This is a genomic window from Phyllobacterium calauticae (assembly GCF_019991125.1).
GTDB classification, from domain to species: domain Bacteria; phylum Pseudomonadota; class Alphaproteobacteria; order Rhizobiales; family Rhizobiaceae; genus Phyllobacterium; species Phyllobacterium calauticae.
Window position 1 is genome coordinate 127,866 of the sequence record NZ_JAGENB010000002.1, and the last position, 15,373, is coordinate 143,238.

Annotated in this window: 11 protein-coding genes and 2 pseudogenes; 9 read left to right on the forward strand and 4 right to left on the reverse strand. The window is 58.6% G+C overall.

From position 1 onward, the window contains the following. Window positions 1–70 precede the first annotated feature (70 nt). Window positions 71–337, forward strand: a complete 267-nt coding sequence (locus tag J1W56_RS06615) for a hypothetical protein (RefSeq protein WP_223612540.1) — start codon at window positions 71–73, stop codon at window positions 335–337. Between the two features lie 18 nt (window positions 338–355). On the opposite strand, the gene choV is transcribed toward J1W56_RS06615, so the two are convergent. The 3 genes from choV to J1W56_RS06630 all read right to left on the reverse strand — a co-directional run bounded on the left by choV (window position 356) and on the right by J1W56_RS06630 (window position 3,259). Beyond that, window positions 356–1,399 carry a choline ABC transporter ATP-binding protein gene (gene choV, locus J1W56_RS06620; RefSeq protein WP_223612541.1) on the reverse strand — a complete coding sequence of 348 codons (1,044 nt, stop codon included), beginning with the start codon at window positions 1,397–1,399 and terminating at the stop codon, window positions 356–358. Further along, a complete protein-coding gene (gene choW, locus J1W56_RS06625; RefSeq protein ID WP_105731991.1) occupies window positions 1,396–2,238 on the reverse strand; it encodes a choline ABC transporter permease subunit in 843 nt (280 codons plus the stop codon). The genes choV and choW overlap by 4 nt, the downstream gene beginning before the upstream one ends. A 79-nt stretch (window positions 2,239–2,317) precedes the next feature. Further along, on the reverse strand, window positions 2,318–3,259 hold the full coding sequence (locus tag J1W56_RS06630; RefSeq protein WP_223612542.1) for a choline ABC transporter substrate-binding protein: 942 nt from the start codon (window positions 3,257–3,259) through the stop codon (window positions 2,318–2,320). Between the two features lie 190 nt (window positions 3,260–3,449). Here J1W56_RS06630 and J1W56_RS06635 point away from each other — a divergent pair, with 190 nt between their 5' ends. The 7 genes and pseudogenes from J1W56_RS06635 to J1W56_RS06665 all read left to right on the forward strand — a co-directional run. Next, window positions 3,450–4,040, forward strand: a complete 591-nt coding sequence (locus J1W56_RS06635; protein WP_223612543.1) for a thymidine kinase — start codon at window positions 3,450–3,452, stop codon at window positions 4,038–4,040. Window positions 4,041–4,163: 123 nt separating this feature from the next. Then, window positions 4,164–5,252 (forward strand): hypothetical protein, encoded by a 1,089-nt coding sequence (locus J1W56_RS06640; RefSeq protein ID WP_223612544.1) that lies wholly within the window; start codon window positions 4,164–4,166, stop codon window positions 5,250–5,252. Continuing rightward, complete coding sequence (locus J1W56_RS06645; protein ID WP_223612545.1) at window positions 5,252–6,403, forward strand: hypothetical protein; 1,152 nt, start codon at window positions 5,252–5,254, stop codon at window positions 6,401–6,403. Before J1W56_RS06640 ends, J1W56_RS06645 begins: the two co-directional genes overlap by 1 nt. 12 nt (window positions 6,404–6,415) lie before the next feature. Beyond that, window positions 6,416–8,326 (forward strand): AAA family ATPase, encoded by a 1,911-nt coding sequence (locus tag J1W56_RS06650; RefSeq protein WP_223612546.1) that lies wholly within the window; start codon window positions 6,416–6,418, stop codon window positions 8,324–8,326. Further along, the gene (locus tag J1W56_RS06655; protein WP_223612547.1) at window positions 8,326–9,612 is read left to right on the forward strand and encodes a DUF6638 family protein; all 1,287 of its coding nucleotides are present in this window, start codon (window positions 8,326–8,328) and stop codon (window positions 9,610–9,612) included. The genes J1W56_RS06650 and J1W56_RS06655 overlap by 1 nt, the downstream gene beginning before the upstream one ends. Before the next feature lie 12 nt (window positions 9,613–9,624). Next, window positions 9,625–10,751, forward strand: a pseudogene (locus J1W56_RS06660) (DUF2333 family protein). Between the two features lie 398 nt (window positions 10,752–11,149). Then, window positions 11,150–11,236, forward strand: a pseudogene (locus J1W56_RS06665) (DUF2333 family protein); the annotation flags it as partial. Between the two features lie 341 nt (window positions 11,237–11,577). Here J1W56_RS06665 and J1W56_RS06670 read toward each other — a convergent pair. Then, complete coding sequence (locus J1W56_RS06670; protein ID WP_223612548.1) at window positions 11,578–12,039, reverse strand: Lrp/AsnC ligand binding domain-containing protein; 462 nt, start codon at window positions 12,037–12,039, stop codon at window positions 11,578–11,580. Window positions 12,040–12,149: 110 nt separating this feature from the next. On the opposite strand from J1W56_RS06670, the gene putA reads away from it, so the two are divergent. Further along, the gene (gene putA / locus J1W56_RS06675) at window positions 12,150–15,242 is read left to right on the forward strand and encodes a bifunctional proline dehydrogenase/L-glutamate gamma-semialdehyde dehydrogenase PutA (RefSeq protein ID WP_223612549.1); all 3,093 of its coding nucleotides are present in this window, start codon (window positions 12,150–12,152) and stop codon (window positions 15,240–15,242) included. Window positions 15,243–15,373: the final 131 nt, after the last annotated feature.

Genomic DNA, 15,373 nt, shown 5'->3' on the forward strand with positions numbered 1-15,373 from the left:
ACCACTCTCCCTCATGGTGAGCTTGTCGAACCACGAACCACGCACAGCACGATTTGCAGGAGGAACTGTTATGAGTGGACGCCAGCCGATTGCAACTGCCCCAAAGGACGGCAGCAAGGTCCAGGTTTTCTGGAAAGACGAGGACGGGCAGGAGAACGAATCCCTGGCGCAGTACCGGTCGCTGGACCGCCTGAAGGCGACCGGCGGCCAGTGGGATGAAACCGATGCGGGCTGGTGGATCTTTACCGATTCAAACACGCAGAAGAAAGTCAGGCCGCATGCATGGCAACCGGCCGGCAAAAGCGGCGATGACGATGAGGACGGCGACGACAAGTAAGGCGTGCGGGGTAGTCGTTTAATTTCTCTGATGCTTTAGTAGCCCCCGCACGATGTCGTCGGCGGAGATCATGCCGAGAATGGCGCCATTCTCGACAATGCCGACATCGCCGCCATTTTTCGACACCGCCTGCATGATCTGGCGCACGGGGGTGGCCAGGCGTGCCGTTGCGGCGAAGGGACGGTTGGCAGGCCGGCTGCGGTCCAGCGGCACCATGATGTCGCCGGCGGTCAGCACACCCAGCGGATTCATGTTGGCGACGAAGTCGGCGACATAGTCATCGGCCGGGTTGAGCAGGATGTCCTGCGCCGTGCCGCACTGGATGATGCGGCCGCCTTCCATGATGGCGATGCGGTTGCCGATCTTCATCGCTTCGTCGAGATCGTGGCTGACGAAAACGATGGTCTTCTTCAGCCGTTCCTGCAGGCTGAGCAGCTCATCCTGCAGACGGGTGCGAATGAGTGGATCGAGCGCCGAAAACGGCTCGTCCATCAGCAGGATCGGCGCGCCGGTGGCGAAGGCGCGGGCAAGGCCGACGCGCTGCTGCATGCCGCCGGAAAGCTCGCTGACCTTGCGCTTGGCCCAGTCCTTGAGATTGACCAGCGCCAATTGCTGTTCCACGGCTTCCGCGCGCTCTTCTTTGGACACGCCCGACAATTCGAGGCCGAAGCCGACATTTTCCTCGACCGTGCGCCACGGCAAAAGGCCGAACTGCTGGAAAACCATGGAGACAAGATGCTTGCGCAGATCGCGCAGCGTATTTTTGTCCGCCTTGCCGACATCGACCGAACGGCCGCCGTGATGCACGACGACGGACCCGCGCGAAATCGGGTTGAGGCGGTTGATGGCGCGCAGAAGCGTGGATTTGCCCGAGCCGGACAGGCCCATGAGCACGAGGATTTCGCCTTCGGCAATGGTGAGCGAACAATTATGGACACCGAGCACATGGCCGGTTTCCGCCTGGATGTCCGACCGGCTCTTGCCCTGGTCGGCAAGCGCCAATGCGCCGTCCGTCTTCTTGCCGAAAATGATGCAGACGTTTTCAAGGGTGATCGCGGTCATTCACCAGGCTCCTTGCCGGGACGGAAGATACGGTCAAGCACGATGGCGACGACCACGATGACAAGCCCGGCTTCGAAACCCAGCGCCGTATTGACCGAGTTGAGCGCGCGGACAACCGGAACGCCGAGCCCGTCCGCACCGACCAGGGCGGCAATGACCACCATGGACAGGGACAGCATGATGGTCTGGGTCAGGCCCGCCAGAATCTGCGGCATGGCGTAGGGCAGCTCGATCTTCCACAGAAGCTGGCGCGACGACGCGCCGAAGGCTTCGCCCGCCTCGACCAGATGCTGCGGGGTGGAGGACACGCCGAGATGCGTCAGGCGGATCGGGGCAGGGAGAACGAAGATCGCCGTTGCGATCAGGCCGGGAACCATGCCGATGCCGAAGAACACGATGGCCGGGATGAGATAGACGAAGGTCGGCAATGTCTGCATCAGATCGAGGACAGGCCGGATCGCCGCGTAGAACCGGGGGCGATGGGCTGCGATGATGCCGACGGGGACACCGATGCCCATGCACAGGATGCAGGAAGAGAGCACCAGCGTCAGGGTCTCCATGGTTTCCTTCCAGTAGCCTTGATTGAGGATGAACAGGAAGCCGAACAGGGTGAGCAGGGTCACGGCAATCGAGCGGCGGAGTGCATAGGCAACCGCGGAAAAGATGGCGACCATGATCAGCGGGTGCGGGTATTTCAGAACGAACATGAGGCCGTCGATGAACGACTGCATGACGAAGGCGAGCCCATCGAAAAACCCGGCGAAATTGTTCGTGAGCCAGTCGACGACGGCCTTTGCCGTCTTGCCTACCGGAATCTTGTCTTGTGTCAGCCAGTCCAAGCGAAAATTCCTCTGTCGGTTGCAGTATCAGGCGAAAGAATCGCCCGGTGCGTACACCGGGCGACAATATCGGCAGGCCTTAAAGACCGAGCGACTTCTTGACGGCTGGCAGACCGTCCTTGCCGTCAACCGTCGTCACGCCGGCAAGCCAGGTGTCGAGAATGGCAGGATTGGCCTTCAGCCATTCGGAGGCTGCCTTCGGGCCGTCTTCGCCACCGTCGAGAATCTTGCCCATGATCTCATTCTCCATTTTCAGGTCGAACTTGAGATTGGCCAGAAGTTTGCCAACATTCGGGCATTCGGTCGTGTAGCCGGCGCGAACATTGGTATGAACGGTTGCACCGCCGAAGTCGGGGCCGAAGAAATCATCGCCGCCGGAAAGGTACTGAATCTTGAAGTTGGTGTTCATCGGATGCGGCGCCCAGCCGAGGAAGACGATGGGGCCCTTGGTCTTCGTCTGCTTGGCAACCTGCGCCAGCATTCCCTGCTCGGATGATTCGGCGACCTCGAAGCCCTTCAGGCCGAAGGCGTTCTTGGCGATCATGTCGAGGATCAGGCGGTTGCCGTCATTGCCCGGCTCGATCCCATAGATCTTGCCGCCGAGATCGCCCTTGAACGTGACGATATCCTTGAAGTCTTTCAGGCCCTTGTCGTAGAGATACTGCGGCACGGCCAGTGTATATTTTGCGCCGGTGAGGTTCACGCCGAGATCTTCAACCGTCTTGTTGTCGAGATAGGGCTTGAGGTCGGCGGCCATGCTGGGTGTCCAGTTGCCGAGGAATACGTCGATGTCCTTCTTGCCAAGGGACGCATAGGTCACGGGAACCGACAGGACCTTCGTATCGGTGGAATAACCCAGTCCCTTGAGCACGGCGCTTGCCGCTGCCGTGGTCGAGGTAATGTCGGTCCAGCCGACATCGGCGAATCGAACGGACTTGCAACTCGCGGGTTCCGCGGCGAAGGCGGTGCCGGCGGTCAGCGTGAGAGCCAGTGAAATGGTCAGTTTGGTCAACATTTTCATCGATTGTTCTCCCTCTCCGGTTTTCTACCGGCTGTTAAGGGCATGAACCAAGCACCAATTTCGCAGGGGTTCAAGCATAGCCGCGCATAAATCCGGTCAATTCGCGACAGTTGTTGATATTCCGGCAAAAGTTGCACCCTCTACACGGGAGAGGCTTCAAGCCTGGCCTCAACTCTGATTAAACGCCCTTATGGCAAAACTCTATTTCAGCTACTCCACGATGAACGCCGGCAAGTCCACCATGCTGCTGCAGGCATCCTACAATTACCAGGAACGCGGCATGCGGACGATGATGTTCACGGCTGCGCATTATGCGGAAAACGGCGTCGGCGTTATATCTTCACGCCTCGGTGTGACGGCGGCCGCCGAGCTTTACCGTGACGAGGACAATCTTTTCGACCGCATCGCATCGGCGCATGGCGCGAATGCACTAAGCTGTGTTTTCGTGGATGAGGCGCAGTTCCTCACCCGGGACCAGGTCTGGCAACTGGCACGCGTTGCCGACCGGCTGCATCTGCCCGTGATGTGTTTCGGGCTTCGCACGGACTTTCAGGGCAAGCTCTTTCCCGGTTCGGCCGAATTGCTGGCCATCGCCGATACGCTGCGGGAGATCAGGACCATCTGTCATTGCGGCTCGAAGGCGACCATGGTGGTCCGGCACGATTCGACGGGCAAGGCGATCACTGAAGGAGACCAGGTATCCATCGAAAAATCCGTTTATGTCTCCCTTTGCCGCAAGCATTGGGAAGAAGAAACCGGGCGGATTGTTTCGGACCAATAGAGCTTGTTCCGGCCTAATATAGCCTGTCATTTTTCTATAGGCTTTTTTTCGTTAAATGCCGTGTCTATATTCGAACGGCAGATATATTTATGATTTTATCTTGGGCATCTAGGGGAGACACCAATGGCGAGCTTGCAGAGCTTTGATACCGAGATCGAAAAGACCCGGAATATGGTCAATGAGATGCGGACGAAAATTGACCAGTCCAGTGTCGTTCTCGACAAGTTCGCCAAGGCTGATGCTGCGATCGGAAATCCTGACTTCGATATCGAAAATGCCCGCATCGATGATGTCCTGCGCCAGCAGAAAGTCATGGAAGGCAATATTGCCGACCTGATCATCGGTCTGGAAGACGCGACCAATGTGTTCGGTTCCGAATTTGAAAGCATGAAAAGCTATTCCGGCTGGGAAAAGCTGGTCGGCGTTTTCTCCAAGGACAAGATGCAGCGCCTGCGGACGGATCGCGTGCGCAACATGTCTCTGGCCGGCAACCTGCAGGAACTGCTGTCGAAATCCGACCGGATCGTTGGCATTCTCAAAGAGCAGAAGACCATTCTCGATGCGCGCTACAAGACGTCGGAAGCCAGCCTTTCCAACGTGATCGAGCGCCGCAAGACGGCAGTGGCGACACTCGAAGCCACGCAGAAGCGCATCGAAGAGCTGAACCCGCTGCTGCTCGACATTGAAAACCGGATTGCCGCCTCCACCGATCAGGGCACCCGCGCCACGCTGGAAGGTGACCGCTCGAAACTGGCGACGGAATATAATGAGCGCCAGGCGAAGGAGCAGGAGCTCCTGGCGGAAAGCCAGACGCTGGAACGCTATACCTCGATGTTCCAGACATTCGTCGATTCGCTCAACAACCAAATCGCCGCGCAGAGCACGCTGATCAACAAGCTGTCGATCGATACGGAACAGCGCATCGTTCTCTACAAGGCGCTGGAAGATTCCTTGAAGACGGCGGCTCAGCAGGACGTGGCCCACAAGATCAATACCCTTGGCAGCCGGGTCGATACGGCGGCGGAAGAGACCATGGCCGGTGTCGGCGCCGCCGCGCAGAAACACATTGGCGACCTGCTCGAGATGCACGAGAAGAACATGGTCAGCACCCAGGATATCCAGCGCCGCAAGAAGCTTGCCGACGATGCTTTCTCGCGCCGTTTCTCGGAAGTCCTGAAGAAACACAATTCCGCTGACTACGTGCAGAATTAATGGCCGGGAATGCTGATCTGACCGCCGCCGAACGCTATTTCGGTGCGATCCGTGCTGCGCTGGACGGGCTGGATATCTTTCTCAACAACCAGCAGTCGCCGCTCTACAAGCACGATCTGGTTGCGCAGACCGTATCGGAATATCTGCGGCGGCTGGAAGCCTCCTTCGAATGCTGGCGCAACCGGATCGGTTTCACCGACCGGTTCCAGATTTCGCGCGCTGAAAGCGGCTTTCCGGTTTTCCAGAACGTGCTGGAACTGGAAAACGACAAGCGGGACACCAGGGCCCGGCTGGCAGCCATTCCGCCAGCGGCAGCGCTGCGCAATGAAATGGCCGATTTTATCCTGCGGCACCGCGCATTTCCGCGCGATCTGCAGAAATCGATGGCGGAGCGGATTTATCTGGAAACGGTCGAGCAGGGAGAGGTTTTCTCGCCTTTCATCCTGCCGGTGACCATCCGCGTTTCGGTCAATCCGAAGACCATGCGTCCGCTCTACGTGGTGCACTGGGGCGCCTTTGACGGCGCTTCCAACCTGCCGCTGATCTATATGGCGATCATCGAGGATTCGTCGCAGGGCCTCGTGGAAACTCTCGTGGGCAAAGACGGCAAGCTCAATCCCGGCGTGCGGATACCGCTGCCCGTCGGCGGCCTGCTCAATCCGGAGCTGGCACGGCGCTTTGACGATTTCGCCGCCAAGAATTCGGCCTATTCGCTGTCGCCGATCACGATTGCGACAAGCCTCGATACGGATTTTCCGGAACTCCACCCCAAGCAGCTGCGGCGCGTGGTTCTCGGTCCTTTCTATACGACGGGTATTACCGAACATAACCAGAAGGTTGCCGATGTCCTGGAACGCGTGCGCAAGCCGGAAGATGCCTGGCTTCTGACCTGGACCATGCAGGAGGTTTTCTCCAAGGCGGAACGGCCGGGCAAGCGCGGGCTCTGGTCTTCGGAGCCCTCGCGCGAGGAGTTCTACATCAATACGGATGATCTGGAGGCGGCCCGGCAAGGTGTCAGCAGCTACGAACAGCATGCGCTGGTGCCGCACGAGGCCTATCAGGCGCTCTATGCCTCGGGCGAGGCCAACCGTATTTTCAGCGGGTTCAAAACCCATATCCTGTCCAACGGCCAGGTCATCAGCGACATTTAGGGGAGCACGATCATGGATGTCGGTTTGACCACCATCGACGAGAAGGACATCACCAAGCATCTGCCGGTGGCGCAGGCCATGGTGACGCGTTTTGTCGTGCTGGAATCAGGCGATGCGAAATCCGGGACCGAGCTTGCCGGTACCGGGCGGCGGTTCGTCTCGACGGTTTCGACCGGCGGTCTGCGCTCAACGCGTGAAGTGGACCTGACCAGGACGATCCAGTCCGTGCGTCCCGATGACCAGATGCTGTCCATCGCCCAGCACACCCTGTTGTTCCGGGTGCGCCGTGGCGCGGCAGTCGCATTGGCCGTTGCCGATGTTTTTGGCCGCCAGAGCGATCTGGAGAACCTTCTGGCGCGCAATGCCTCGGCGCCCCTGCAGGGGGAGGATGCCAGCCATTTCAAGAAGCTTTTGTCCGCCGCCGCCTATGTCTCGGCTTTTGCGCTTGCTGCCTACCTCTCGCAACTGATCGAAGCGGATAGCCAGGCCGCCAATGACGTGACGGTTCCGGAATTCAATTTCGATACGGCGCAGGATGCATTGAAATCGATCGTCGGCGGTTTGGACCGGGCCATTGCCGGTGCCGCCGATGAACAGACCATGCTGGCGCGGGCGAAAGCCTATGCTGCTGCGGCCATTGAAGGCCTGCTGCAGCGCAAGGGGCGTTTTGACGGGCTCGGCAGCTTTGAAGACATGCATCTGCGGCTTGATAGCGACGATTTCACGCTTGACGGCTTCGATGTGGCGCCGGGCAAGAAGCGCGCGCCGCTGGTCATGACGTTCAAAAAGCCCGATGAAGTCATCGGCAATCACATTGCCAAATATCAGGCGCTGAAGCTGTCAAAGATGCTGATGGCTTATGATTTCGACCGGCAGCTCAACCCATTCGTTGAACTTGGCGGTTTCCTGTTCACATTCATCGGCGACGGCGCACCGGGGACGGGCAAGACGACGCTGATCCAGATGATTGCCGGTCTCGTCAACGATTACTGCCAGGTGGCGGGCTATGCCTTCCATTACGAGAATTTCGGTGTCGATCAGATTTCCTCCTATCAGGGAAAATCCGGGCAGAACTGCCGGCAATTCGTCAACAATGTGCTCAATCCGCGTGTGATCGGCTTCGGCACCATCGATGATATCGATCAGGTTGCCGCGCGGCGTTCCGATGACCGGGCATCTGCCGGCCAGCAGGAAATCACCGGCGTGCTGATGGAAGCGTTTGCGGGCGCCTCCACCGTGGTGCGCGGCAACTGCGCGTTCGGCATGTTCTCCAACTATCCGGAGAATGTCGACGATGCGCTGCGCCAGCGCGCCGGAGCGCGCTGGCTGGTGGACGGGCCGCAGACCCGCAACGATTACATCGATATCTTTGCACTGCTCGCCGGCAAGAACCACAGGATTCCGCTCGGCGAACACAGGCTGTTCGAAGACCAGCAGATCGAACGCGCCGTGGATGCCGCCTATGAACAATTGTCGAAGCCGCAGGAAGACGGGCTGAAAGCGGTGTATGAGCGCTTCATTTCTGAGAACGGCGAGCCGGAAACGCTTGCCGATATCGGTACCTATCTGCACATGATCAAGGAACGCGAGCCGCGTTTCACCGGCCGCGCCATCAAGAACGTGACGGATGCGATCAAGATGCGCGCCATGGACATCGAACTGCCGGATGCATGGTTCGAAAAGCCCGAGACCTTCATGCACAAGCCCTATGATGAGAAAAAGGCGATGGTGGAGGAACTGCGCAAGCCCTTCACCATGGAGATGGTGCTGCAGGAAACCAACCGTTATGCGGATTCGGAATTCCGCTATGCCGACAAGTCGGACGATGCCGCCGTGGAAAAGATCGTCCGCGATGCGCGCCTGCGCGAACGGGCGATCCGGGAAGTGGAAGCCCTGAAAGCCAGGGGGCAGTGGGACGCCTGATGGACCTTCTCTACGAAAACGAACTGATCTACGGGCGTCTGCTGACGATCGACCAGCCGCATCTGATCGAACGCTATAACCGGGCACTGACGGCTTTTGGATTCAAGGCAACCGAACTCACCCGGTTCAATATTGACCGGACGGGTTTCTCGCCGGAAATCGCCGCTGAGCTGAAGGACCCGTCCTATCTCGATCCCAATGGCGTCAACCGCCGCTTCATCATTCTGACGCCGGATCAGGCGATGCTGCCGGTGGTTCACACGCAGTTCTCCAACACGTCGCAGCTGATGTACGAGTTCTTCAGCAGCAATGCGCGGGCGATCAACGCGCTGACCATCAAGGATGTGATCTTCGGCGAGATCGAGGACAGTGTTTCCATTGTCAACGACATCGAGGATCTGCTGTCGATCAACCAGGTCGAGTTCCGCGTCCTTTCGGCAGAAAACGTCATGGGGCAGGCGGCGGAACTGCGTCTGCTGGTGGACCGGCTGCAGAACGAGCCCAACATCTGGCGCGACGACGATCTCATCAACCGGATGGTCGAACTTGCCAAGGTCACCGGCGATATCCGCGAGAATTCACTGGTGCCCGACAAGGTGGTGTTCCGCCACAGCGCCTTCTGGACCAGCCATTTCGGCGGTATCTATATCTTTGTCGATGACAATACGACGACGGTCATCGGCGATCCCGCCGCTCCCGGCTTCCGGCGCTCGCGTCCCTGGCAGGTCAATTACATCTCGATCAAGGACGCCGATCAGGTGTTCCAGTTTCTTGCCGCGACGGGGCGCATCGAGTTGCCGCGCGGCTCGTGGATCGAGCAGTCGGGCTATCTGGAAAACCGCGGCGAGATGATCATCCGCCATCTCATCCGGACGCTTGAACCGGAACGCAATCTGAGCGGCATTGATCGTATCTGGCTGCAGACCTGGATTCATGCCAATGCCAGCCTGATCAATCATGACGGGACATGGCCGTTCCTGAACGCCGTGAAACGTGAAATTGCCCAGACAGGGCAGATCAACCTCTCCGAGATTGATCCGGCACGCCGGTTTCTCGTTGTGCGGGCGCTGCCAAGCCATCCCGATGCCTGGCTGGTCAATCAGCTGATCAGTGATTTTGTCCCATGGGATTTCCTGTCGCGGTACATCTTCAACAAGCAGGGCTTCTACGCCGACTACGGCCGCTGGAGCCCCACCTATCAGGAACACGTTGTCGATATACTCAAAACAACCTATTTGAAGGACAAGGAAGGGTTGCGCAGGCGGCTCTACGGTCTCACCTCCTAGCAAGGATGCACAATGCTCGATCCCGTCATCAACTTCTTCAGCCGGATTTTCTATCTGATCGGACGTGGCATCGGCTATGCGGTCGGTATCATCCTGTGGCCGCTCCTGTGGGCAGGGCGCTGGTACACCCAGCGCGGCTGGATCCTGAAGACAGTCGTGGGTGCGATGCTCATTCTCTGGGTCGGGCTTTACGGCTATTTCTTCTGGGTCACGCAGGTCTGGACGAATTTCAATCCGGATTACGTCGCCGTCTATAATTTCGATAAGCGTGACGTTGCCGCTGGCGAACCGGTTGCTGCGCAAGCCATGGGAACGGCACCCAAGAGCTGCGCCCGTTCGGCCATTGTCGAAGTTACGGCTGACCTCACCGATTTCAACGTGAACCAGAATGCCTGGATTTCCTCCATGCTGCTGTTCAAGCTCGGTTTCTTCGGCATGTCATGGGACGATACGCCTTTCCTTGACAACAAGGCGGCGTTCCAGCGCGGCATCAACTCCGCCGTGCGCCGGACAGCTGTCGAGCTTGTCGACACGCTTGGCCGTATCCGCGGCACATCGCAGATCGACAACGATCTGCAGAAGGCCCGCGGCAATCTGCAATTCACCGAGGATGCATGGTATTTTGGCCTGAACCCGTTTGGCCCCAAGACCCCGACCCCGAGCTATTACCGTTCGGCGGTCAAAGACCTCAGGACTTTCAATTCGAAGCTGGAAGCCTGCAATGCCGTATTCGATGCGCGCGCCGACAATCTCATGCAGTTCATCGACCGTATTGCCAATGATATCGGCTCCACCTCCGCCATCCTGAAGGATCGCTCGGAGAAGAACAATTATGGCTGGTTCGATACCCGTGCGGATGACCGGTTCTGGTTCGCCTATGGCCAGCTCTACGCCTATTACGGCCTGATGAATGCGGCAAAGGTCGACTTCAAGCAGGTCGTGCAGCAGAAGAACCTGGCCCCCCTATGGGATGGCATGGACGGACAGCTCCGTTCGGCACTCAACATAACGCCATGGATCATCGCCAATGGCAGCGAGGGCGGTTGGTTGTTGCCCAACCATCTGACAACCATGGGTTTCTATATATCCTGCGCGTGCGTTCCAACCTGATCGATATCAAGCAGGTGCTGCAGCAATAAGTGGACTTGGGCGGGTAAAATGCTATATTTAGCCTTGGAGTGAGGGCGAGCTTTCGCCCACCCTCTTTCCTGGTTACATGAAACGGATCCGGATGGTCACCTGCCAGTGAGTCCGGATCCTTTTCATTTCCAGGGTGATGCTGAAGGGTTTAAACCACATAGCTCCACCTCCAAGTTTGAGAGCATGGCTGATGCCGCAGCCGGAGCAGCCCATCTCCTCCGATACACCGCTGGCCCGGTGCTGTTGCTTTTGCCCTCAACACATCCATTGATGACGAAGTGCGACCGCTTCGGCAACGAACGGGGAGTTGTGTCGCAATAGGTATCCAGTTGCAGGTCGATCAAACCGGCAGGTATGTGGTTTCCTTGACTTTTTTGGCAACGAGGGCGGATGGTCGTTGCCCAACCACCTGACAACCATGGGTTTTTATATCCTGCGCGTGCGTTCCAACCTGATCGATATCAAGCAGGTGCTGCAGCAATAAGTGGACTTGGGCGGGTAAAATGCTATATTTAGCCTTGGAGTGAGGGCGAGCTTTCGCCCACCCTCTTTCCTGGCTACTTGAAAAGAACCCGGATAGTGACTTGCCAGCCAGTCCGGGTTTTTTTCATTTCCAGGGTGATGCTGAAGGGCTTAAGCCACATCATATCACCTCCAAGATTGAGAGCATGGCTGATGCCGCAGCCGGAGCAGCCCATCTCCTCCGATACACCGCTGGCCCGGTGCTGTTGCTTTTGCCCTCAACACGTCCATTGATGATGAAGTGCGACCGGTTCGGCAACGAACGGGGAGTTGTATGGCGATAGGTATCCGGTTGCAGGTCGGTCAAACCGGCAGGTGGGTGGTTTCCTTGACTTCCTCCATAACGGCATAGGTATGCGTCTCGCGCACGCCCGGCAGCGACAGCAGGGCATCGGAGAGAAAGCGGCGGTAGTGCTCCATGTCCGCGACGCGCGCCTTGATCAGATAGTCGAAACCACCGGCGACCATGTGGCATTCCATCACGTCGGGGTTGCGCCGTGTCGCAGCCGCAAAGGTGGCAAAAACATCCGGGGTGGTGCGGTCCAGCTTGATTTCCACGAAGACCAGCATTGCGCGGTCGAGCTTTTTCGGCGACAGTCTGGCGGTATAACCAAGGATATAGCCGTCTCTTGTCAGGCGCTTGACCCGTTCCGTAGTCGCCGTTTGCGACAGGTTGATACGCTCGGATAACTCGGTGTTGGAGAGCCGCCCGTCCTTCTGCAGCTCGCGCAAGATGCGCCGGTCAAGGCTGTCCAAGTTTTTCATCTCTAAAATACCCCATATTTTTAGTTTTTTGCGCTGCTTTGTGAGCGTTCATTGGTGAGAAGAACCAAGTGGAATAGATTATATGGGAAAAATCAATAAGGGGAAGCCTGATGACCAGACCATTGCCGTCTTCAAACGATTTTACTGCGCCATATGCTGTCGATGATCAGCAACTGGTGGCATCTTTGCTGAAAACCATCGCCCTGCCGGAAGACGTCAACCGCCGTATCGATGCACGTGCCAGCAAATACATCGCCACGATTCGCAAGGAAGCGAGTGGTATCGGCGGTGTCGAGGATTTCCTGCGCGAGTATGGCTTGTCCACACGTGAAGGGCTGGCGCTGATGGTTCTCGCCGAAGCCCTGCTGCGCGTGCCGGATGCGGCAACGCAGGACAAGCTGATCGAGGACAAGCTGAAGCAGGGCAAGTGGTCGGAACACGAGCCGAGCGGCGATACGTGGTTTGTATCGGCATCGGCTTGGGCGCTCGGCCTTTCCGCCAAGGTGATCAAGCCGGGCGAGACGCCGGAAGGGGTGATTTCCTCGCTGGTCAAGCGTATCGGCCTTCCCACGGTCCGCACCGCCACCAAGCAGGCCATGCGTTATCTCGGCCACCATTTCGTTCTCGGCGAAACCATCAAGGATGCTCTGAAGCGCGCTGCTTCCAACGAAGCCAAGGGTTATCGCCATTCCTTCGATATGCTGGGTGAGGGTGCCCGCACACGCAAGGACGCGCGCGGCTATTTCAAATCCTATTCCGATGCCATCGACGCGATCGGCCGGGCCACGGGCAACAAGAAGCTGCCGGATCGCATGGGCATTTCCGTCAAGCTCTCGGCCCTGCATCCGCGTTATCTCGCCACGCATCATGATCAGGTCATGGCCGAACTGGTGCCGGACCTCCTGGCATTGGCGCAGAAGGCCAAATCCTACGATCTCAATTTCACCGTCGATGCCGAAGAAGCCGACCGGCTTGAGCTGTCGCTGGATGTCATCGACCGCGTCTTTGCCGATCCGTCGCTGGATGGCTGGGACGGGTTCGGACTGGCCATTCAGGCCTATCAGAAGCGTGCGCTTGAGGTGATCGACCACATCGACCGGCTGGCGGCGCGCCACAACCGCAAGATGATGGTGCGTCTGGTCAAGGGGGCCTATTGGGATACGGAAGTGAAGCGGACGCAGGAGCGCGGTCTGCCCGATTACCCGGTGTTCACCCGCAAGCCTGCAACCGATGCGTCCTACATGGCCTGCGCCAAGCGCATGCTGGACGCCCGGCCCCGCATATTCCCGCAGTTTGCCACCCACAATGCGCTGACGGTCGCCATGATCCTGGAAATGGCCGGCGACGACAAGACCGGTTTTGAGTTCCAGCGGCTGCATGGCATGGGTGAAAGCCTCTACAAGCAGATCACAGAAAAGGACGAGAAAATCGCCTGCCGCATCTATGCACCTGTTGGCGGCTACCGCGACCTCCTGGCCTATCTGGTTCGTCGCCTGCTCGAAAACGGCGCCAACTCGTCTTTCGTGTCGGTGGTCGGTGACAGCAATGTACCGATTGCGGACCTGCTGGTGCGTCCGGCGGAAAAGCTCAACGACGGCAAAGGCTATCGTCACCCGCATATCCCGCTGCCTGCCAAAATCTATGGCAAGCGTACCAATTCGGCCGGCGTGGAACTGGGTGACCGCAAGGAACTGGCCGCCCTTTTGGGCGGGATCGCCAAGGCATCCCGCACGGTCAACGCTGTTCCGCTGATCGACGGCGTGAAAGCTGCGGGCAAGGCCCAGAATGTGATTTCGCCGGTCAACGGCGCGACCGTCGGAACGGTTGTGTTTGCGACGGCGGACGAAGCGGCAAAGGCGGTCGGCATTGCCAAAAGGGCTTTCGTCTCATGGTCGCGTGTTCCGGTGGAAATCCGCGCCAAGGCGCTGGAAAAGGCGGGCGACCTTCTGGAGAACAATCGTGATTTGCTGATGGACCTTCTCTCCCGTGAAGCGGGCAAGACGCTCGATGACGGCATTGCCGAAATTCGCGAGGCAGTGGATTTCTGCCGCTACTACGCTGCCGAGGCGCGTCGTCAGTTTGCAACCGACAAGGCCATGCCCGGCCCGACAGGTGAAGACAACAAGCTGCGTCATCGCGGGCGTGGTGCCTTCGTCTGCATCAGCCCGTGGAATTTCCCGCTGGCGATTTTCCTGGGTCAGGTCACGGCGGCCCTTGCTGCGGGGAACACCGTGGTGGCGAAACCTGCGGAACAGACGCCGCTGATCGCCTATGAAGCCATCCGGCTTCTGCACGAAGCGGGTGTGCCGAACGATGCTGTGCTTTATGTCCCGGGTGACGGCTCGGTGGGTGCGGCGTTGACATCCCATGCGGATATTGCGGGCGTGGCCTTCACCGGCTCGACCGATACGGCCTGGGCCATCAACCGTACGCTGGCGGCGAAGAAAGGCCCGATCGTTCCGCTGATCGCCGAAACCGGCGGCCTCAACGGGATGATCGTCGATGCCACAGCCTTGTCGGAACAGGTTGCCGACGATGTTGTCATGTCGGCGTTCCGTTCGGCAGGCCAGCGCTGTTCTGCGTTGCGAATCCTCTACCTGCAAGAGGATATCGCCGACAACATGCTTGAGATGATCGAAGGCGCGGCACGTGAGTTGACGCTTGGCGATCCCTCGCTGGCCTCCACCGATATCGGCCCGATCATCGATCAGACGCAGCGCGACATGCTCGCGGCCCACATTGCCGCGATGCGAAAGAGCCAGAAGGTTCGCTATGCCGGTACTGCACCGGACGAAGGCCTGTTCTTTGCACCGCATATCGTTGAACTCAATCATGCGGAAGCATTGGAGAAGGAGGTGTTCGGGCCGGTTCTGCACGTGGTGCGCTGGAAGGCCAAGGATCTGGACAAGGTGCTCGACCAGATCGCCTCGACCGGATACGGCCTGACCTTTGGTCTGCACACGCGCATCGAAGCGACAGTTGCCAAGGTCATCGACCGGCTCGATGTCGGCAATGTCTATGTCAACCGCAACACGATCGGCGCGGTTGTCGGGACACAGCCCTTCGGCGGTTCGGGTCTTTCCGGTACAGGTCCCAAGGCAGGCGGGCCGTCATACCTGACACGTTTTGCGCTGGAACAGGTGGTCTCGGTCAATACGGCCGCAGCCGGGGGCAATGCCAGCCTGATCGCGATGGGCGAATAAGCGGGAAAACCGCCGAAAAAAGATGTGCATCTGGGGATAGTGAGGCACTCACTATCCCCATTTCGCTTCTGCGATGCTATTTGGCGTATCTACGCGAGTGGAACGAATTTGACATTCGCACCCCATTTGAC

Bases quoted from the DNA above. Each gene is read 5' to 3' on its own strand.
- J1W56_RS06640 (WP_223612544.1), top strand. From the start codon at position 4,164: ATGGCGAGCTTGCAGAGCTTTGATACCGAGATCGAAAAGACCCGGAAT.
- J1W56_RS06645 (WP_223612545.1), top strand. From the start codon at position 5,252: ATGGCCGGGAATGCTGATCTGACCGCCGCCGAACGCTATTTCGGTGCG.
- J1W56_RS06650 (WP_223612546.1), top strand. From the start codon at position 6,416: ATGGATGTCGGTTTGACCACCATCGACGAGAAGGACATCACCAAGCAT.
- choV (WP_223612541.1), bottom strand. From the start codon at position 1,399: ATGACCGCGATCACCCTTGAAAACGTCTGCATCATTTTCGGCAAGAAG.
- putA (WP_223612549.1), top strand. From the start codon at position 12,150: ATGACCAGACCATTGCCGTCTTCAAACGATTTTACTGCGCCATATGCT.
- J1W56_RS06635 (WP_223612543.1), top strand. From the start codon at position 3,450: ATGGCAAAACTCTATTTCAGCTACTCCACGATGAACGCCGGCAAGTCC.
- J1W56_RS06670 (WP_223612548.1), bottom strand. From the start codon at position 12,039: ATGAAAAACTTGGACAGCCTTGACCGGCGCATCTTGCGCGAGCTGCAG.
- J1W56_RS06615 (WP_223612540.1), top strand. From the start codon at position 71: ATGAGTGGACGCCAGCCGATTGCAACTGCCCCAAAGGACGGCAGCAAG.
- J1W56_RS06655 (WP_223612547.1), top strand. From the start codon at position 8,326: ATGGACCTTCTCTACGAAAACGAACTGATCTACGGGCGTCTGCTGACG.
- J1W56_RS06630 (WP_223612542.1), bottom strand. From the start codon at position 3,259: ATGAAAATGTTGACCAAACTGACCATTTCACTGGCTCTCACGCTGACC.